The organism is Allobosea sp. 05T438 (assembly GCF_056396025.1).
Window position 1 is genome coordinate 140,563 of record NZ_JBFTKQ010000009.1, and the last position, 17,549, is coordinate 158,111.

The 17,549-nt window shown below is 67.6% G+C and carries 16 protein-coding genes; 10 read left to right on the top strand and 6 right to left on the bottom strand.

Annotated elements, in window-relative coordinates:
• The first annotated feature begins 15 nt into the window (after positions 1-15).
• Positions 16-816 (top strand): SDR family NAD(P)-dependent oxidoreductase, encoded by an 801-nt coding sequence (locus AC1DIN_RS18735; protein ID WP_476810886.1) that lies wholly within the window; start codon positions 16-18, stop codon positions 814-816.
• 12 nt (positions 817-828) lie between these two features.
• Here AC1DIN_RS18735 and AC1DIN_RS18740 read toward each other — a convergent pair whose 3' ends face one another.
• Both AC1DIN_RS18740 and AC1DIN_RS18745 read right to left on the bottom strand, forming a co-directional pair.
• Entirely contained in the window at positions 829-1,389 is a 561-nt protein-coding gene (locus AC1DIN_RS18740) for a DUF4337 family protein (RefSeq protein WP_441472346.1), read from the bottom strand.
• 73 nt (positions 1,390-1,462) lie between these two features.
• A complete protein-coding gene (locus tag AC1DIN_RS18745; RefSeq protein WP_441472347.1) occupies positions 1,463-2,389 on the bottom strand; it encodes a tyrosine recombinase XerC in 927 nt (308 codons plus the stop codon).
• A gap of 41 nt (positions 2,390-2,430) precedes the next feature.
• On the opposite strand from AC1DIN_RS18745, the gene AC1DIN_RS18750 reads away from it, so the two are divergent.
• The 6 genes from AC1DIN_RS18750 to AC1DIN_RS18775 all read left to right on the top strand — a co-directional run bounded on the left by AC1DIN_RS18750 (position 2,431) and on the right by AC1DIN_RS18775 (position 10,029).
• Positions 2,431-4,632: a primosomal protein N' gene (locus AC1DIN_RS18750; RefSeq protein ID WP_476810887.1), complete on the top strand. Its 2,202-nt coding sequence runs from the start codon at positions 2,431-2,433 to the stop codon at positions 4,630-4,632.
• 207 nt (positions 4,633-4,839) lie between these two features.
• Positions 4,840-5,409: a F0F1 ATP synthase subunit delta gene (locus AC1DIN_RS18755; protein WP_441472349.1), complete on the top strand. Its 570-nt coding sequence runs from the start codon at positions 4,840-4,842 to the stop codon at positions 5,407-5,409.
• A complete protein-coding gene (gene atpA, locus AC1DIN_RS18760) occupies positions 5,409-6,941 on the top strand; it encodes a F0F1 ATP synthase subunit alpha (RefSeq protein WP_441472350.1) in 1,533 nt (510 codons plus the stop codon). The genes AC1DIN_RS18755 and atpA overlap by 1 nt, the downstream gene beginning before the upstream one ends.
• 100 nt (positions 6,942-7,041) lie before the next feature.
• Positions 7,042-7,911 carry a F0F1 ATP synthase subunit gamma gene (locus AC1DIN_RS18765; RefSeq protein ID WP_441472351.1) on the top strand — a complete coding sequence of 290 codons (870 nt, stop codon included), beginning with the start codon at positions 7,042-7,044 and terminating at the stop codon, positions 7,909-7,911.
• 75 nt (positions 7,912-7,986) lie between these two features.
• Positions 7,987-9,474, top strand: coding sequence for a F0F1 ATP synthase subunit beta (atpD, locus tag AC1DIN_RS18770; protein WP_441472352.1), 1,488 nt, complete (start codon positions 7,987-7,989; stop codon positions 9,472-9,474).
• A gap of 141 nt (positions 9,475-9,615) precedes the next feature.
• A complete protein-coding gene (locus AC1DIN_RS18775; RefSeq protein ID WP_441472353.1) occupies positions 9,616-10,029 on the top strand; it encodes a F0F1 ATP synthase subunit epsilon in 414 nt (137 codons plus the stop codon).
• A 49-nt stretch (positions 10,030-10,078) separates the two neighbouring features.
• Here the strand turns inward: AC1DIN_RS18775 and AC1DIN_RS18780 are convergent, their stop codons facing one another.
• From AC1DIN_RS18780 to AC1DIN_RS18790, 3 genes are all read right to left on the bottom strand, one after another.
• On the bottom strand, positions 10,079-10,459 hold the full coding sequence (locus AC1DIN_RS18780) for a VOC family protein (RefSeq protein WP_476810888.1): 381 nt from the start codon (positions 10,457-10,459) through the stop codon (positions 10,079-10,081).
• Positions 10,456-10,974: an RNA pyrophosphohydrolase gene (locus AC1DIN_RS18785; protein WP_476810889.1), complete on the bottom strand. Its 519-nt coding sequence runs from the start codon at positions 10,972-10,974 to the stop codon at positions 10,456-10,458. Before AC1DIN_RS18785 ends, AC1DIN_RS18780 begins: the two co-directional genes overlap by 4 nt.
• 96 nt (positions 10,975-11,070) lie before the next feature.
• A complete protein-coding gene (locus AC1DIN_RS18790) occupies positions 11,071-11,376 on the bottom strand; it encodes an ArsR/SmtB family transcription factor (protein ID WP_441472356.1) in 306 nt (101 codons plus the stop codon).
• Positions 11,377-11,481: 105 nt separating this feature from the next.
• On the opposite strand from AC1DIN_RS18790, the gene AC1DIN_RS18795 reads away from it, so the two are divergent.
• The gene (locus AC1DIN_RS18795; protein ID WP_476810890.1) at positions 11,482-12,582 is read left to right on the top strand and encodes an NADH:flavin oxidoreductase/NADH oxidase; all 1,101 of its coding nucleotides are present in this window, start codon (positions 11,482-11,484) and stop codon (positions 12,580-12,582) included.
• 77 nt (positions 12,583-12,659) lie between these two features.
• On the opposite strand, the gene putA is transcribed toward AC1DIN_RS18795, so the two are convergent.
• Positions 12,660-15,761, bottom strand: a complete 3,102-nt coding sequence (gene putA, locus AC1DIN_RS18800) for a bifunctional proline dehydrogenase/L-glutamate gamma-semialdehyde dehydrogenase PutA (protein WP_476810891.1) — start codon at positions 15,759-15,761, stop codon at positions 12,660-12,662.
• A 126-nt stretch (positions 15,762-15,887) separates the two neighbouring features.
• On the opposite strand from putA, the gene AC1DIN_RS18805 reads away from it, so the two are divergent.
• Together AC1DIN_RS18805 and AC1DIN_RS18810 are read left to right on the top strand one after the other, a co-directional pair.
• Positions 15,888-16,346 (top strand): Lrp/AsnC ligand binding domain-containing protein, encoded by a 459-nt coding sequence (locus AC1DIN_RS18805; RefSeq protein ID WP_441472414.1) that lies wholly within the window; start codon positions 15,888-15,890, stop codon positions 16,344-16,346.
• A gap of 52 nt (positions 16,347-16,398) precedes the next feature.
• Entirely contained in the window at positions 16,399-17,514 is a 1,116-nt protein-coding gene (locus AC1DIN_RS18810; protein WP_476810892.1) for an ABC transporter substrate-binding protein, read from the top strand.
• Positions 17,515-17,549 lie beyond the last annotated feature (35 nt).

Below are 17,549 nucleotides of genomic sequence, written 5' to 3' on the forward strand. Positions count from 1 at the left end.
GTAGAGGAGCATCGCATGGACCTGAAGCTTGAAGGCAAGCGCGCGCTGATCACGGGTGGCAGCAAGGGCATCGGCCGCGCGATCGCGCGGCAGCTCGCGCTGGAAGGCGTCGATGTCGTCATCGCCGCGCGCAATCCGAAGGAGCTTGACGAGGCGGCTGCGGCCCTTGCCGCGGAGAGCGGGCGCAAGGTGGTCGGTCGCACGGTCGACACGAGCGATGATGCGTCGGTGAAGGCGTTGGTTGCCGATACCGTCGCGGTGCTGGGCGGGCTCGACATCCTCGTCAACGCCGCTGCCAAGCCGGGCGGGCAGGCGCCCCCGCCGAAGCTCGCCGAGATCACCGACGCGCTGTTCTGGGACGACGTCAACGTCAAGGTGATGGGCTATCTGCGCATGGCGCGCGAAGCGGCGCCGCATATGGCGGCTAACGGCTGGGGCCGCATCATCAACATCAGCGGGCTCGCCGCGCGCTCGACCGGCTCGACCATCGGCTCGATCCGCAATGTCGCCGTCTCGGCGCTGACCAAGAACCTCGCCGACGAGCTCGGCCCGCAGGGCATCAACGTCACCGTCGTCCATCCCGGACTGACGCGGACTGAAAAGACGGCTTCGGTCGTCGCGGCGCGGGCGGCGGCCGGTGGCAAGAGCGAGGCGCAGGTCGAAGCCGGCATGGCCGCGAACAACACCATCGGGCGGTTGGTCGATGCGGCGGAGATCGCCGACATCGTCGCTTTCCTCGCCTCGCCGCGCAGCGTCGCGATCAATGGCGATGCCATCGCCTGCGGCGGCGGCATTCGCGGCGCGATCCACTATTGAGGGTCGTCCAGACTAGAACAGCGCGGTCGGAGCGAACTGTGCCAGCGCCATCAGCGCAAGACCGGTGAGGCCGAGCAGGCCGCCGGTGACGGCGAGCAGGCCGACGCCGGTGATGATCGCGGCGGACGAGATCACGATCGCGATCTGGATCAGGCCGGAGGCGATGTCGAACTTGTCGTCGCGGGCGGCGGCGATATCGCGCTGTGCCTCGGCCGCCTTGGCGCGGGCGGCGAGTTCCTTGCGGCCCTCATTGGTCTCGGGCTCGGAATCGTAGCGCGCGACCGTCTGCTTCCAGCTCTCGATGCGCTTGCCCAGGCGCTGCCGGGCGGCCTCGTCGGTGATGCCGGCAAGTTCGACCTCCATCGCCTCGGCGGCGGTGCGCACGGTCGTGCCGCGGATCGTCTTGGCCTGGAAGAAAGCCCAGAGATTGGAGGCCTCGATGTTCTTGGCGACGGCCTCCTGCTCGGCATTCTTGCCGCCGATCTCGGAGAAGGCGAGCATCAGCGCCAGCAGCGCGATCAAGAGGGCGATGCGCTTGTTGCCACCCTCGGGCGTTTCGATGGAACCGGACACGAATCACCTCGCAGGCCGCTATCGGCGGGCGCTGTTTAAGGCTTTCCGTTGAGGCAGCAAGATGTCGGTGCTGCTACCGGCCTGCGCGCGGATGGGCGGCGTCATAGGCGGCCATCAGCCGGGCTGAATCGATGCGGGTATAGATCTGCGTCGTCGAGAGCGAGGCGTGGCCGAGCAGCTCCTGGATGGCGCGCAGGTCGCCGCCGCGGCCGAGCAGATGTGTCGCGAAGGAGTGGCGCAGGGAGTGCGGTGTCGCCGAGGAGGGCAGGCCGAGCGCCCCGCGCAGGCCCTCTACAGCGAGCTGGATGATGCGGGGCGACAGCGGCCCGCCCTTGGCGCCGACGAAGAGCGGCCCTTCCGGCGGCAGGCGCCAGGGGCAGAGCTTGAGATATTCCGCAATTGCGGTGACCACGACGGGCAGCACCGGCACCATGCGGGTTTTGCTTCCCTTGCCGATCACGGTGAGCGTGTCGCCGGCCTGTTGCGGCGCTTGGCTGCGCGCGAGCGAGAGGGCCTCCGAGATGCGCAGCCCGCTGCCGTAGAGCAGGCCGAGCACGGCGGCGTCGCGGGCGAGGATCCATTGCTCGCGCTCCTCGCCGGCGCGGGTATCCGCCTGTGTGACGGCTTTGGCGGCGCTCGGTTCGAGCGGGCGCGGCAGGGATTTGCCGAGGCGCGGCCCGCGTGTCGCGGAGAAGGCGGCCGCCGTGAGCTTGCCGTTGCGCTCGCCGAAGCGGGCGAAGGAGCGCAAGCTCGCGAGCTGGCGCATCAGCGTGCGGTTGCCGACGCCATCGCGCCGTCGCTGACCGAGGAAGGCGCGCAGATCGGCGGGCTTGAGCGCGGCGATGTCGGCCAGCGACGGCGCCCCGCCGAGATGCTCGGTCAGGAAGGCCGTGAACTGGCCGAGGTCGCGGCCATAGGCCTCCAGCGTCTTCGGCGAGAGACGCCGCTCGGCCGAGAGGTGGGAAAGCCAGTCCCGTCGGAAGCTGTCGAAATCGCTCATACGGGCACCATGACTCTCCTGCCTTAACAGCAGCCGAATCGATGCTAGACACTGGCGCCATGGACGAGACGGCGGACATGTTGGAAGGCGGCACGGTCGACGTGCTGATCCCGCTCGGGCTCGACCAGGCCTACAGCTATGCCGTGCCGGCCGGGCTCTCGCTGAAGCCGGGCGATGTCGTGCAGGTGCCGCTCGGCCCGCGCGAGACGGTCGGCGTGGTTTGGGACGTCGGCTCGGGACGCGGCGGCAATCTCAAGAAGGTCACCGGCAAATACGACATGCCGCCGCTCGACCCGGCGCTGCGCAAGCTCGTCGACTGGGTCGCCTGGTACACGCTCGCGCCGAAGGGCTCGGTGCTGGCGCTGGCGTTGCGCCGCCAGCCTGACGATACGCCGGAGCGCCCCAAGCTTGGCGTCAGGCTCGCCGGGCCGCCGCCGGGACGGATGACCCCCGCGCGGGCGCGGGCCATCGCGGCGGCCGAGGGCGGATTGCTGATCGCGAAATCGGCGCTGGCCGAGGCCGCCTCGGTCAGCGCTGCCGTGATCGATTCCCTCGTCGATGCCGGCACCTTCGTGGTCGAGCCGCTGCCGCGCGAGGCGATCGCGGCCTTGCCCGATCCCGAACACGCCGTGCCGGAATTGTCCGAGGGGCAGGCGGAGGTTGCGCAGGCGCTCGTGGCGTCCGTGCAGGCGAAGAGCTTCGGTGTCTCGCTGCTGGAGGGAGTCACTGGCTCGGGCAAGACCGAGGTCTATTTCGAGGCGGTGGCCGAGGCGATCCGGCAGGGCCGGCAGAGCCTGATCCTGATGCCGGAGATCGCACTCACCGCGCAGTTCATCGACCGCTTCGAGGCGCGCTTCGGCGTCAAGCCGGGGCTCTGGCATTCGGCGGTAAGCGGGCGGCGGCGCGAGCGGCTGCAGGCGGCGATCGCGGGGGGCGAGGCGAGGGTGGTGGCCGGCGCCCGCTCGGCCCTGTTCCTGCCCTACAGCGATCTCGGCCTCATCGTCGTCGATGAGGAGCACGAGAGCGCCTACAAGCAGGAGGACGGCGTCTCCTACCATGCCCGCGACATGGCGGTGGTGCGGGGCAGGATCGAGAACGCACCTGTCGTGCTGGCCTCGGCGACACCCTCCCTCGAAACCCGCGTCAATGCCGAGCGCGGTCGGTATACGCATCTCAAGCTGCCCGAACGCTTTGGCGGGCGTGAATTGCCGCAACTCGGCCTTGTCGATCTGCGCCGCGACAAGCCGGAACGGGGGCGCTGGCTTTCCGGCGCGCTGATCAAGGCGGTCGAAGCCAATCTCGAGGCGAAGGAGCAGTCACTGCTCTTCCTCAACCGGCGCGGCTATGCGCCGCTGACGCTCTGCCGTGATTGCGGGCACCGCTTCCAATGTCCGAACTGCTCGGCCTGGCTGGTCGATCATCGCTTCCGGCGGGCGCTGGTCTGCCACCATTGCGGCCATGTCGAGCGTCGGCCGCATGAATGCCCCGCCTGCCACAAGCCCGAGAGCCTCGTCGCCTGCGGGCCGGGCGTCGAACGGCTGGCGGAGGAGGTTGCGGCGCTTTTTCCACAGGCACGTTCGATCGTGCTCTCCAGCGATTTTCCGGGCGGCACCGAGCGGCTGAAGCAGGAGCTGATGGCAGTGGCCGAAGGCGCGTTCGACATCGTCATCGGCACGCAGCTCGTGGCCAAGGGCCATAATTTCCCCGGCATGACGCTGGTCGGGGTGATCGATGCCGATCTCGGCCTCACCTCCGGCGATCCGCGCGCAGCCGAACGGACCTTCCAGGCGCTGCGGCAGGTCACGGGTCGCGCAGGGCGGGGCGAGAAGCCGGGCCGCGCCCTGCTTCAGACGCATGACCCGGAGCATCCCGTGCTCAAGGCGCTGATCTCGGGCGACCCGGAGCGGTTTTATGCCGCAGAGGAGGCGTCGCGGGAGGCGGCGGGCCTGCCGCCCTTCGGCCGTCTGGCGGCGCTGATCGTCTCGGCGAACACGCAAGGAGAGGCCGAAAACCATGCCCGCGCCCTGGCGCGCTGCGCTGACGCTGGCGACGGAATCATGGTGCTGGGACCGGCGGAAGCGCCGCTTGCGGTGTTGCGGGGGCGTCATCGCATGCGTCTGATCGTCAAGACGGCCCGCGAGGTCAATCTGCAGGATTACCTGCGCGGCTGGCTGAAACGGGCGCCGCGGACCAAGGGCTCGGTCAGGGTCGCGGTCGACGTCGATCCACAGAGCTTCCTTTGAATTGCTGAAAGCCGTGGCGAAATCGCCGCTTATGATGGCGAACTAGCGATTGCGTGGCCCGGAACCGCATGCTAGTGCACCGCCACATTTCGGTCGCGAAGTCGTCTTGCCGACTTCGGGCCTTTGATACTCGCAGCGTCGGGACCATGCACTCCACCTTCTCCGGAAGGTCGCCGGTGTGGTCCCTTGAAACGAGAGACGGGAAGCGTGGCTGAAGGCGGATCGCAGGGGACATTGGTGTCGGGCGTAGCTCAGCGCTATGCCACCGCTCTGTTCGAGTTGGCTGAGGAGACGGGCGCGATCGACACCGTCGCCGCCGCTCTGGACGCCTTCAACGGCCTGCTCGCCGAGAGCGCCGATCTCACGCGCCTGATCGAGAGCCCGGCTTTCACTGCCGAGGAGCAGGTCGCGGCGATCAAGGCCGTGCTCGAGAAGGCCGGCATCACCGGCATCGCCGCCAATTTCATCGGTCTGGTCGCCAGCAAGCGCCGTCTCTTCGCGCTGCCTGGCATGATCACCGGTTACAAGCGCCTGGTCGCCGAGGCCAAGGGCATCGTCTCCGCTGAGGTGACGGTCGCCGAGCAGCCCACGGCCAAGCGCGTCGACGAAATCCGCGCGGCGCTGAAGGGCGTCGCCGGCAAGGATGTCGACGTTTCGATCAAGGTCGATCCGACGCTGATCGGCGGGCTCATCGTCAAGATGGCCTCGCGGATGGTCGACGCCTCGCTGAAAACCAAGCTCAATTCAATTCGTCTTGCTATGAAAGAGGTCGGCTGATGGACATCCGCCCCGCTGAAATCTCCGCCATCCTGAAGGCCCAGATCTCCAATTTCGGGTCGGAAGCTTCGGTCACCGAAGTCGGCCAGGTTCTCTCCGTCGGTGACGGCATCGCCCGCGTCTACGGCCTCGACAAGGTCCAGGCCGGTGAGATGGTCGAGTTCGAGTCCGGTGTGCGCGGCATGGCGCTCAACCTCGAGAGCGACAATGTCGGCGTCGTGATCTTCGGTTCCGACCGCGAGATCAAGGAAGGCCAGACCGTCAAGCGCACCGGCGCCATCGTCGACGTTCCCGTCGGCAAGGAGCTGCTCGGCCGCGTCGTCGACGCGCTCGGCAACCCGATCGACGGCAAGGGCCCGATCAAGGCCAAGACCCGCGCCCGCGTCGACGTCAAGGCGCCCGGCATCATCCCGCGCAAGTCGGTGCACGAGCCGATGGCGACCGGCCTCAAGGCGATCGACGCCCTGATCCCGATCGGCCGCGGCCAGCGCGAGCTCATCATCGGCGACCGCCAGACCGGCAAGACCGCCGTCGCGCTCGACACGATCCTGAACCAGAAGTCGCTGAACGTCGAAGGCGCCCCGGAGAGCCAGAAGCTCTATTGCGTCTACGTCGCCGTCGGCCAGAAGCGCTCGACCGTCGCCCAGTTCGTGAAGGTGCTCGAAGAGCGCGGCGCGCTGGAGTACTCGATCGTCGTGGCGGCCACCGCCTCGGACGCCGCCCCGATGCAGTTCCTGGCGCCCTTCGCCGGCTGCGCCATGGGCGAGTTCTTCCGCGACAACGGCATGCACGCCGTCATCATCTATGACGACCTCTCCAAGCAGGCCGTCGCCTACCGCCAGATGTCGCTGCTGCTGCGCCGCCCGCCGGGCCGCGAGGCCTATCCGGGCGACGTGTTCTATCTCCACTCCCGCCTGCTCGAGCGCGCGGCGAAGATGGGCGAGGCCGCCGGCCTCGGCTCGCTGACGGCGCTGCCGGTCATCGAGACCCAGGCGAACGACGTCTCGGCCTACATCCCGACCAACGTGATCTCGATCACCGACGGCCAGATCTTCCTCGAGACGGACCTCTTCTACCAGGGCATCCGCCCGGCCGTGAACGTCGGTCTCTCGGTGTCGCGCGTCGGCTCCTCAGCGCAGACCAAGGCGACCAAGAAGGTCGCCGGCAAGATCAAGGGCGAGCTCGCCCAGTATCGCGAGATGGCCGCGTTCGCCCAGTTCGGTTCGGACCTCGACGCGGTCACGCAGCGCCTGCTCAACCGCGGCGCCCGCCTGACCGAACTCCTGAAGCAGCCGCAGTTCTCGCCGCTGAAGATGGAAGAGCAGGTCGTCGTGATCTATGCCGGCGTGAACGGCTATCTCGACGCGCTGCCGGTCAACAAGGTTCGCGCCTTCGAGGACGGCCTGCTGTCGCTGGTTCGCTCGAAGCATGCTGATTTCCTCAACGAGGTCGGTACGAGCAAGGACTTGTCGGACGCCAACGCCGCCAAGCTCAAGGACATCGTGACGAACTTCGCGAAGTCCTTCGCCTGATCGTGACCGCGGGCGCGGCGAGCCGACGAGGCTCCGCCGCGCCGCCTCTCTGGATTGCTTCGTCGCCGTTTGCGGCTGACGGGTAGGGGATAGAGACCGGATGCCGTCCCTTAAGGACCTACGTAATCGCATCGCCTCCGTGAAGGCGACGCAGAAGATCACCAAGGCCATGCAGATGGTCGCGGCAGCCAAGCTGCGCCGCGCGCAGACTGCCGCCGAGGCCGCGCGCCCCTATGCCGAGCGCATGGAGACGGTGCTGGCGAACCTCGCTTCCGGCGTGACCGGGTCGAGCGCGCCGCGCCTGATCGCGGGCACGGGCTCGGACAAGGTGCATCTGCTGCTGGTCTTGACCGCCGAGCGCGGCCTGTGCGGCGCCTTCAATTCCTCGATCGCGCGCCTCGCCCGCGACAAGGCGAATGCGCTCAAGGCCGAGGGCAAGACGGTCAAGATCATCTGCGTCGGCAAGAAGGGCTACGACATTCTGCGTCGTCAGTTCGCCAGCGAGATCATCGAGTTCATCGATCTGCGTGAGTTCAAGCAGGTCGGCTTCGTCAACGCCGAGGCGATCGCCCAGAACGTTCTGGCCCGCTTCAACGAGGGCGAGTTCGACGTCGCGACGCTGTTCTTCTCGAAGTTCCGCTCGGTGATCGCCCAGATCCCGACGGCGCAGCGCATCATCCCGGCCGAGATCCCGGAAGGGACGAAGCAGACCGACGCCGTCTACGACTACGAGCCGGACGAGGGCGAGATTCTCGAGGCGCTGCTGCCGCGCAATCTGGTCGTCCAGATCCTGCGCGGGCTGCTCGAGAATGCCGCTTCCGAACAGGGCGCGCGCATGTCGGCGATGGATTCCGCCACGCGCAACGCCGGCGAGATGATCAAGAAGCAGACGCAGCTCTACAACCGCTCGCGCCAGGCGATGATCACGAAGGAACTGATCGAGATCATCTCCGGCGCGGAAGCGCTCTAACCGCCTAGACTCTTGCCGGCGGTGCTCTCCGCCGGCTGCCGAAACATCCGAATGCGCTAGTCCCGAGGTTCCGCCATGGCCAAAGCCGCTACCAAGACCACCAAGAAGACCGCCGACGAGAAGCCCGCCAACACCGGCACCGGCCGCGTTGTCCAGGTCATCGGTGCGGTCGTCGACGTGCAGTTCGACGGCGCCCTGCCGGAGATCCTGAACGCTCTGGAGACCGACAACCTCGGCAATCGCCTCGTTCTCGAAGTCGCGCAGCACCTCGGCGAGAACACGGTCCGCACCATCGCGATGGACTCGACCGAGGGTCTCGTCCGCGGCCAGTCGGTCACCGACACCGGCGGCCCGATCGCCGTCCCGGTCGGCGACGAGTGCCTCGGCCGCATCATGAACGTCATCGGCGAGCCGGTGGACGAAGCCGGTCCGATCCTGACCAGCCATACCCGCGGCATCCATCAGCCCGCTCCGTCCTATGCCGAGCAGGCGACCGAGGCGCAGATCCTCGTCACCGGCATCAAGGTCGTCGACCTGCTGGCTCCCTATGCCAAGGGCGGCAAGATCGGCCTGTTCGGCGGCGCCGGCGTCGGCAAGACCGTGCTGATCATGGAGCTGATCAACAACGTCGCGAAGGCCCACGGCGGCTACTCCGTGTTCGCCGGCGTCGGCGAGCGCACCCGCGAAGGCAACGACCTCTATCACGAGATGATCGAGTCCAACGTCAACAAGGACCCGAAGGAAAACGGTGGCTCGACCGCTGGTTCCAAGTGCGCGCTGGTGTACGGCCAGATGAACGAGCCCCCGGGTGCCCGCATGCGCGTCGCTCTCGCCGGCCTGACCGTCGCCGAGGACTTCCGCGACAAGGGTCAGGACGTGCTGTTCTTCGTCGACAACATCTTCCGCTTCACGCAGGCCGGCTCGGAAGTGTCCGCGCTGCTCGGCCGCATCCCCTCGGCGGTGGGCTATCAGCCGACGCTCGCCACCGACATGGGTAACCTGCAGGAGCGCATCACCACCACCAACAAGGGCTCGATCACCTCGGTGCAGGCGATCTACGTGCCGGCGGACGACCTGACCGACCCGGCGCCCGCGACCTCCTTCGCCCACTTGGACGCCACGACCGTGCTCTCGCGCTCGATCGCGGAAAAGGGCATCTACCCGGCGGTCGACCCGCTCGACTCGACCTCGCGCATGCTCTCGGCCGACATCGTCGGCGAGGAGCACTACGGCGTTGCCCGTCAGGTGCAGCAGGTGCTCCAGCGCTACAAGGCGCTGCAGGACATCATCGCGATCCTGGGCATGGACGAGCTCTCGGAAGACGACAAGATGACGGTGGCGCGCGCCCGTAAGATCGAGCGCTTCCTGTCGCAGCCCTTCCACGTCGCTGAAGTCTTCACCGGCTCGCCCGGCAAGCTCGTCTCGCTCGAAGACACGATCAAGGGCTTCAAGGGCCTGGTCGAGGGCAAGTACGATCACCTGCCGGAAGCGGCCTTCTACATGGTCGGCTCGATCGAGGAAGCCGTCGAGAAGGCGCAGCGCCTGGCCGCCGAGGCCGCGTAACTCACCGCCTCAGCGGGTCATCCCGGGCGGCCACCAGCCGGCCCGGGATCCATGCCTGAGCATGGACGTTAGAGGTTCTGGCATGGATCCCGGCTCTCCGCTTCGCTGCGGCCGGGATGACGTCGGAGGAAAGTAAGGGCGATGGCCACCTTCAATTTCGAACTCGTCTCGCCGGAGCGCATCCTGTTCTCGGGCGAGGTCATCAGCGTCATCATCCCCTCGGTCGAGGGCGAGATGACCGTGCTTGCCGGTCACGTTCCGACCGTCGCCGGGCTTAAGCCGGGCATCGTGCTGGCCCAGACCAGCGCGGATAATGGCAAGGAATTCTTCGTCGGAGGCGGCCTCGTCGAGGTCAACCAGACCTCTGTCACGATCCTGGCCGAACGTGCGAATTTCCTCGAGGACGTCAATAACGAGGTCCTCGAGGCGGCGATCCTCTCGGCCGAGACCCGCCTTGCCGCGGCGCCGAGCGAGGTCGAGGAGCGCCGCCTGCGTGAGATGCTGGTGCAATTGCACGAGTTCAAGCACGTCTTCGAGCAGCGCAAGGCGGCGTGACGCGCCGTCAGGGGCTGGAGTTTCGAAGGGCCGCGAGAGCGGCCCTTTTTCATGCGTAGCTGATGAACTCCAGCAGCGATCCGTCGGGATCGCGGAAATAGACGCTGGTGCCATGGCCGCTCCGGCCGAAACGCTGCACCGGCCCCAGCTCGATCGCGACCTTCTGCCGTTCGAGATGGCTGATAGCCTCTGCGATCGGTCCCGGCCAGACGAAGCAGAGATCGCTGCCACCCGGCGGCACCGGCAGGCGCGCCACCGGTGTCGGATCGAGACCTGGCCCATGGCAGTTCAGCTGCGCCCGCCCGATGCGGTAGACGAAGCCTTCCCCGTTGGGCAAGATCTCGGCCCCGATGACGTCGTGGTAGAAGGCGTTCGAGCGCTCCCAGTCGGAGACATGGATCACGCAATGATCGAGCTCGACGATGCTCATCCGGCTGCTCCCTCTGCCATGACAGGCAACGCGAAGGCCGCGAAAGCCGCAGCCACGCGCGCGTAGACCGGTCGTTTGAAGGGAACGACGATCTCCGGCATCTGGTTCAGTGGTCGCCAGCGCCATTCGCTGAACTCGGGCGGCTCGTCGCCGTTCGGCTTGCCGATATCGATCTCGTCTTCGCGCCCGGTGAAGCGGAAGGCGACCCAGCGCTGGCGCTGGCCCCGGAAGGCGGTCAGCTTGTGCGGCGGTCCGTCATAGGGCGGGAAATCGTAGCTCCACCACTCGTCGGTTACCGCAAGCAGTTCGGCCTGCGTGACGCCGGTCTCCTCGTCCAGCTCACGGCGGGCGGCGGCGACGATGTCCTCATCCGGGTCGATGCCGCCCTGCGGCATTTGCCAGTCGAAGCCGGGGAGCACGACCTCCGGCCCGGCACTATGCGAATGGCCGGCGAAGACCAGCCCTTCGGCGTTGAACAGGGCTATCCCGACATTGGGGCGGTAGGGGAGACTCATCGTCAGAGCATAGGACGCAGCAGCATGTCGCGAAACCAGCCGGCTGGCCGAAAACGGCGTTACGCGAATCGGCGGCTGTCAGCCGGCAAAGAAAGCTCAGTCCTCGCCTTTGGCGAGCACGCAGGAGAGCAGCCCGGGAAAGCGGCGTTCGATGTCCTCCCGGCGCAGCGCGTTCATCCGGGTCACGCCCTCGTTGCGGGTCCGGATCAACCCGGCTTCGCGCAGGACGCGGAAATGATGGGAGACGCTGGACTTCGGCCGGTCGCCTTCGAGCGCCTGGCAGCTCGCCTCGCCCTCGACCGCTAGCCGACGCACGATTTCCAGGCGAAACGGGTCGCTCAGTGCGTGAAAGACGTCCTCGAGCGCGATCTCTTCCGAAGCGGGCAGGCGGGCATGTCGCATGATGAGCAGCCTATCACAGGGTTTTGATGTTGCCAAAGTTCGAAAAATATCGAACTATCGAACAATCAAATCCCGTCCCAGTTCCCTATAGTTCGGAGCCGCTCAATGCCCGGTCTGTTCGACCCCTTCAGCCTGAAGAACGTCACACTTCGCAACCGCATCGTGACCTCGCCGATGTGCCAGTATTCGGCGGATGAGGGCGTCGCCAATGAATGGCACCGCGCCCATCTCGCCGGTCTGGCGCGTGGCGGTGCCGGCCTCGTAGTCATCGAAGCGACCGGCGTCTCGCCGGAGGGCCGGATCACGCCGGCCTGCCTCGGCCTGTGGAACGACGGCCAGGCCGAGGCGCTGGCGCCGATTGTCGCCGAGATGCGCAAGGCCGGCGCCGTCACCGGCATTCAGATCGGCCATGCCGGCCGCAAGGCCAGCGCCAACCGCCCCTGGGAAGGCGACGACCATATCCCGGCGGACGACCCGCGCGGCTGGGAGACGATCGCGCCGTCGGCGATCGCCCAGGGCGGCGGTCTCTCGCGCGTGCCGCGAGCAATGACGCAGGCCGATATCGCGCGCGTTCGTGCCGATTTCGTTGCGGCCGCCGAGCGCGCCCGTGACATCGGCATCGAGTGGCTGAAGCTGCATTTCGCCCATGGCTATCTCGCGCAGAGCTTCCTGTCGCGCCACGCCAACCGGCGCGACGACGCCTATGGCGGCAGCTTCGAGAACCGCAGCCGCTTCCTCATCGAGACACTGGCCGCCGTGCGCAAGGTCTGGCCTGAGGATCGCCCGCTGTCCGCCCGGCTCGGCGTGATCGAATATGACGGCCAGGACGAGGAGACGCTGGCTGAGGCGATCGAGCTGGTGAAGCGCCTGAAGGCCGAGGGGCTGGACTTCATCGATGTCAGCGTCGGCTTCTCCACCAACGAGGCGAAGATTCCGTGGGGGCCGGCCTTCCTGGCGCCGGTGGCCGAGCGGGTGCGCCGCGAGGCCGGCCTGCCGGCCTCGACGAGCTGGTACATCAGCCAGCCCGAGCAGGCCGATGCGCTGGTGCGCGAGGGCAAGGTCGATCTCGTAACGCTGGGCCGGCCGTTGCTGGCCGACCCGCACTGGCCCTACGCGGCGGCAAAGGCCCTGGGCGTCGAGGACGCCGCCTGGAAGACCCTGCCGGCGCCTTACGCCCACTGGCTGTCGCGCTACCGCGCGGCGTGAAGCAGAGCATTTTCGAGCGAAGTCGACACCGGTTCGCGTGGAGAAAATGCTCAGGAGGGGCCGAATGGCCCCTCGCTTCACTCGCCCATCGCGATCAGGCTGGCATTGCCGCCGGCCGCCGCGGTGTTGATCGTCACCGTCTGCTCCGTGGCGAAGCGGGCGAGGTAGTGCGGGCCGCCGGCCTTGGGGCCGGTGCCCGACAGCCCGTGGCCGCCGAAGGGCTGCACGCCGACCACCGCGCCGATGATGTTGCGGTTCACATAGATGTTGCCGGTCGAGAGGCGCTCCGCCACGCGCTCGACCGTCGTCTCGATGCGCGAGTGGACGCCGAGCGTCAGCCCGTAACCGGTGGCGTCGATCTCGTCGATCACCTTGTCGAGCTCGCCCGCCTTCCAGCGCACGACATGCAGGATCGGGCCGAAATGCTCGGCGGTGAGGTCGCTTACGCGGTCGAGCTTGATGACATGCGGCGCGATGAAGGTGCCGCCGAGATCGGGCGCCTGCCCGGACCAGGCGACGCGGCCCTGCTGGCGCATCGCGGCGACATGGGCGTCGAGGCGCTGCTTGGCGGCGGCATCGATCACCGGGCCGATATGGATGTCGAGCTTGCGGGGATCGCCGAGTTTGAGCTCCTTGGTGGCGCCCTCGATCATCTCGATCATCTTGTCGGCGACATCGTCCTGCACCACGAGCAGGCGCAGCGCGGAGCAGCGCTGGCCGGCCGAGCGGAAGGCCGACATCACGACGTCGTCGCTGACCTGCTCGGGCAGGGCGGTGGCGTCGACGATCATGGCGTTGAGGCCGCCGGTCTCGGCGATCAGCGGCACGATCGGGCCGTCTTTGGCAGCGAGCGCCCGGTTGATGCCCCGCGCAGTGGCGGTCGAGCCGGTGAAGGCGACGCCGGCGACATCCTTATGCGCGACCAGCGCCGCACCGGCCTCCGTGCCGCCCGGCACGAGATGCAGCGCGCTGACCGGAACGCCGGCCTCGTACAGGATCTTCACCGCGACGGTCGCGATGATCGGCGTCTGCGGCGCCGGCTTGGCCACGACGCTGTTGCCGGCAACGAGCGCGGCGACGACCTGGCCGGTGAAGATCGCAAGCGGGAAGTTCCAGGGCGCGATGCAGACGAAGGCGCCGCGTCCGCGCAGGATCAGCCGGTTCTCCTCGCCGGTCGGGCCGGGCAGCATCGTCGGGGTGGCGAACTGCTCCTCGGCCTGCGCGGCATAGTAGCGGCAGAAATCGACGGTCTCGCGCACCTCGGAAATGGCGTCGTCGATGGTCTTGCCGGCCTCGCACTGCAGCAGCGCGATCAGCAGGCCGCGGCGGGCCTCCATGATGTCGGCGGCCTTGCGCAGGGCGGCGGCACGGATGCGGGCGGGCGTCTCGCTCCAGGCGCGGAAGCCGGCCTTCGCGGCCAGCAGGGCGCGCTCGGCCGTCGCCGCGTCGGCTTCGGTGACCTTGCCGATCGGCTTGTTGTCGATCGGCGAGCGCACGTCGCGGGTCGCGCCCGGTTGCGGCTTGCCGTCGATGATCGGCGCGGCGTCCGGGAAGCTCTTCGCGGCCGCGATCTCCTTCACCAGCGCGTCGAGGCTGGCCTCATGGCCGAGCTCGGTGCCGGCCGAGTTCTTGCGCGACGGGCCATAGAGATCGGCCGGAAGCGGGATGCGGCGGTGACGCGCGGCACCCGGCGTGCCGATGATATCGGCCGGCGGTAGCAGGAGCTGCGAGACCGGAACGTCGGGGTCGCCGGAGGCGCTGACGAAGGAGGAGTTGGCGCCATTCTCGAGCAGGCGGCGGACGAGATAGGCGAGCAAATCCTGATGCCCGCCGACCGGCGCATAGGTGCGGCAGGCATAGCCCTCGTTCTCGCGCAGCAGCTTCTCGTAGAGCGCTTCGCCCATGCCGTGGAGGCGCTGAAACTCGAAGCCCTCGGCATCTCCAGCCATCTCCGCGACGGCCGCGACGGTGAGCGCGTTATGCGTGGCGAATTGCGGGATGATGCGGGGCCTGAGCTTCAGGAGCTGCGCGGCGCAGGCCTCGTAGTTCAGGTCCGTCATCGCCTTGCGGGTGAAGACGGGGTAGTCGGCCAGGCCGCGCTCCTGGGCGCGCTTCAGCTCGGTGTCCCAATAGGCGCCCTTGACCAGCCGCACCATCATGCGCCGGTTATAGGTCTCCGCCAGCCGGCCGATATGGTCGATCACGGCCGAGGCGCGCTTCTGGTAGGCCTGGATGGCGAGGCCGAAACCGTCCCAGCCATCGAGCGACGGATCGGCGAAGATCGCGTCGATGACATCGAGCGAGAGTTCGAGCCGGTCGGCCTCCTCGGCATCGATGGTGAAGTTGAGGTCATAGCCCTTGGCCTGGCGGGCGAGGTCGACGACCTTCGGCACGAGCTCGGAAAGCACGCGCTCGTGGTTGGTGGCGTCATAGCGCGGATGCAGCGCCGAGAGCTTGACCGAGATGCCGGGGCGATTGGGCAGCTTGTCGTTGCCGGCCGAGCGGCCGATGGCGTCGATCGCGGCAGCGTAGGAGGCGAAATAGCGGTCGGCATCGGCCTGAGTGCGCGCGCCCTCGCCGAGCATATCGAAGGAATAGCGGTAGAGTTTGCCGGTGCCGGAGCGGGCGCGCTTCAGCGCCTCCTCGATCGTCTGGCCGAGCACGAAATGGTTGCCCATGACGCGCATCGCCTGGCGGGTTGCGGTACGCACGGTCGGTACGCCCAGGCGCTTGGCGAGGCTGCTGACGATGCCCGTCGGCGTCTCGCCCGGCTGGATGACGCGGGCGGTGATTCCGAGCGCCCAGGCCGAAGCGGAGACCAGGAAGGCGTCTGACTTCGATTCGTGATGGGCGAAATCGCCCTGGCCGAGCTTGTCCTCGATCAGCCGGTCGGCGGTGGCGGCGTCCGGCACGCGCAGCAGCGCCTCCGCCAGCACCATCAGCGCGAGGCCCTCCTTGGTGGAGAGCGAATACTCGCGCAGCAATTCCTCGATGCCGCCGAGCCCGACCTTGCGGGTGCGGATCGCCTCGATCAGCCCGGTCGCACGCGCGTCGATCCGCGCCTTGGCCGCGGGGTCGCGGCGCGCGGCGGCAAGCAGCCGGCCGGCGATGGCACCATCATCCTCGGCGAAGGGTGCGCGGAAAGGCGGCATGGCGGTACGCGGGGCAGAGGCGGCCATGGAGGGCTCCGGAATGGATCAGGCTGGATTATCTGAAGGATGATGGATCATAGACCGCATATCAATTGGCATTTCCTCTCCCGTTCCAGTATCAATCTCAGTCAAAGGGCGACTTAATAGAGATTTATCATGCTCGACAGGACGGACCGCCGTATCCTCGCTTTGCTGCAGGGCGATGGTCGCATCGCCGGCGTCGAGCTTGCGGAGAAGGTCGGGCTTTCTCCCACCGCCACGGGCGAGCGCCTGAAGCGGCTGACGCGCGACGGCTACATCACCGGCTATCGCGCCACGCTCGATCCGATGAAGCTCGGCCTGCACCTGCTCGTCTTCGTCGAGGTCTATCTCGACAAGACGACGCCCGACGCCTTCGAACGCTTCGCCGCAGCGGTGAAGCGGGCGCCGGAGGTTCTCGAATGCCACATGGTCGCGGGCGGCTTCGACTATCTGGTCAAGACGCGCGTCGCCGACATGAACGCCTATCGCCGCTTCCTCGGCGAGGTGCTGCTGGCGCTGCCGGCGGTGCGCGAGACGCGGACTTATGCGGTGATGGAGGAGGTCAAGACCGACGGCGCGCTGCCGTTGTGACGAAACTTGTGCCGCGTTGACGCCATTTCAACATCTTATGATGTCAAGAAGCGTGGACGATACGGAGATGCCGTATCGCGGTCAGCAAGGCGCCCGGAGGCCTGCCATGCCCATCGTTCCGCCCCCTCGTTCCCCAGTCCTGTGTCGGCGCGGGTTCGGGCAGCTGGCGGTGGGCGCTGTGGCGGCCTGTATCGCTGGCGGCGGCGCTGCCCGGGCGCAGGGCAATACCCCGATACGCTTCGCTCTGGACCGGCGTTTCGATGGGCTGTCGGCACCCTTCCTGGTCGCGCAGGACAAGGGCTATTTCGGCGCCGAGGGGCTCGATGTCACCATCGAGCCGGGCAGCGGCTCGCGTCCCATGCTGCAGCGACTGGCGACCGGCGCGCAGGATGCTGGCTTCGGCGACGTCAACGCGCTGATCCGCTTCCGCGACGAGAATCCGAGTGCCGATCTGACGGCGGTGATGATCATGCACGATCGGCCGGGCTTCGCACTCGTCGGCCGCAAGAGCCGGGGCATCACGGCTGAGCCGGTGAGCCTGGAGGGCCGCAAGCTGGGCACGGCGAGCACCGATGCCAGCTTTGCGCAGTGGCCGATCTTCAAGAGCCTGAACAAGATCGACGACAGCAAGATCAAGCTGGAGATCGTGGGTCTTCCGGTGCGGGAGCCGATGCTGGCCTCCGGGGAACTCGATGCCGCCTTTGGCTTCGGCGCGTCGACCTATGTTTCCCTCAAGGGGCGCGGCGTGCCGGCCGAAGATATCGTGCTGATGGACATGGCCGACCACGGCCTCGTGCTCTACGGCAGCGCGGTCATCGTGGCCGCCAAGTTCGCCGCCAGCAAGCCGGATGCGGTGCGCGGTCTTGTGCGCGCGGTCATGCACGGGGTCCGCGATACCGTCACGAACCCCGGCGCCAGCGCGCAGCTGGTGGTTCGCCGCAACGAGGACGCTCAGCTCGAGATCGAGCGCGAGAAGCTCGGCATGGTCAACGAGCGGAACGTGTTGACGCCCTATGTGCGGGCGCACGGCCTGGGCGGGATCGATGGCGAGCGCTGGTCGCGGGCGCTGGATCAGCTCACCCTGGCGGGAAGCTTCCGGGACAAGGCGCGCGCGGGCGATGCATTTTCGGAGGCATTCCTGCCGCCGGCCGGCGAACGCATGTTCTGAGCGCATCATGACGCACGGAAAGGCCGCGCCGAGGG

Excerpts from the sequence above, each read along its gene's own strand:
- AC1DIN_RS18785 (WP_476810889.1), bottom strand. The coding sequence starts at position 10,974 with ATGAGTCTCCCCTACCGCCCCAATGTCGGGATAGCCCTGTTCAACGCC.
- AC1DIN_RS18765 (WP_441472351.1), top strand. The coding sequence starts at position 7,042 with ATGCCGTCCCTTAAGGACCTACGTAATCGCATCGCCTCCGTGAAGGCG.
- AC1DIN_RS18780 (WP_476810888.1), bottom strand. The coding sequence starts at position 10,459 with ATGAGCATCGTCGAGCTCGATCATTGCGTGATCCATGTCTCCGACTGG.
- AC1DIN_RS18775 (WP_441472353.1), top strand. The coding sequence starts at position 9,616 with ATGGCCACCTTCAATTTCGAACTCGTCTCGCCGGAGCGCATCCTGTTC.
- atpA (WP_441472350.1), top strand. The coding sequence starts at position 5,409 with ATGGACATCCGCCCCGCTGAAATCTCCGCCATCCTGAAGGCCCAGATC.
- AC1DIN_RS18735 (WP_476810886.1), top strand. The coding sequence starts at position 16 with ATGGACCTGAAGCTTGAAGGCAAGCGCGCGCTGATCACGGGTGGCAGC.
- putA (WP_476810891.1), bottom strand. The coding sequence starts at position 15,761 with ATGGCCGCCTCTGCCCCGCGTACCGCCATGCCGCCTTTCCGCGCACCC.
- AC1DIN_RS18795 (WP_476810890.1), top strand. The coding sequence starts at position 11,482 with ATGCCCGGTCTGTTCGACCCCTTCAGCCTGAAGAACGTCACACTTCGC.
- AC1DIN_RS18790 (WP_441472356.1), bottom strand. The coding sequence starts at position 11,376 with ATGCGACATGCCCGCCTGCCCGCTTCGGAAGAGATCGCGCTCGAGGAC.
- AC1DIN_RS18745 (WP_441472347.1), bottom strand. The coding sequence starts at position 2,389 with ATGAGCGATTTCGACAGCTTCCGACGGGACTGGCTTTCCCACCTCTCG.
- atpD (WP_441472352.1), top strand. The coding sequence starts at position 7,987 with ATGGCCAAAGCCGCTACCAAGACCACCAAGAAGACCGCCGACGAGAAG.
- AC1DIN_RS18750 (WP_476810887.1), top strand. The coding sequence starts at position 2,431 with ATGCTAGACACTGGCGCCATGGACGAGACGGCGGACATGTTGGAAGGC.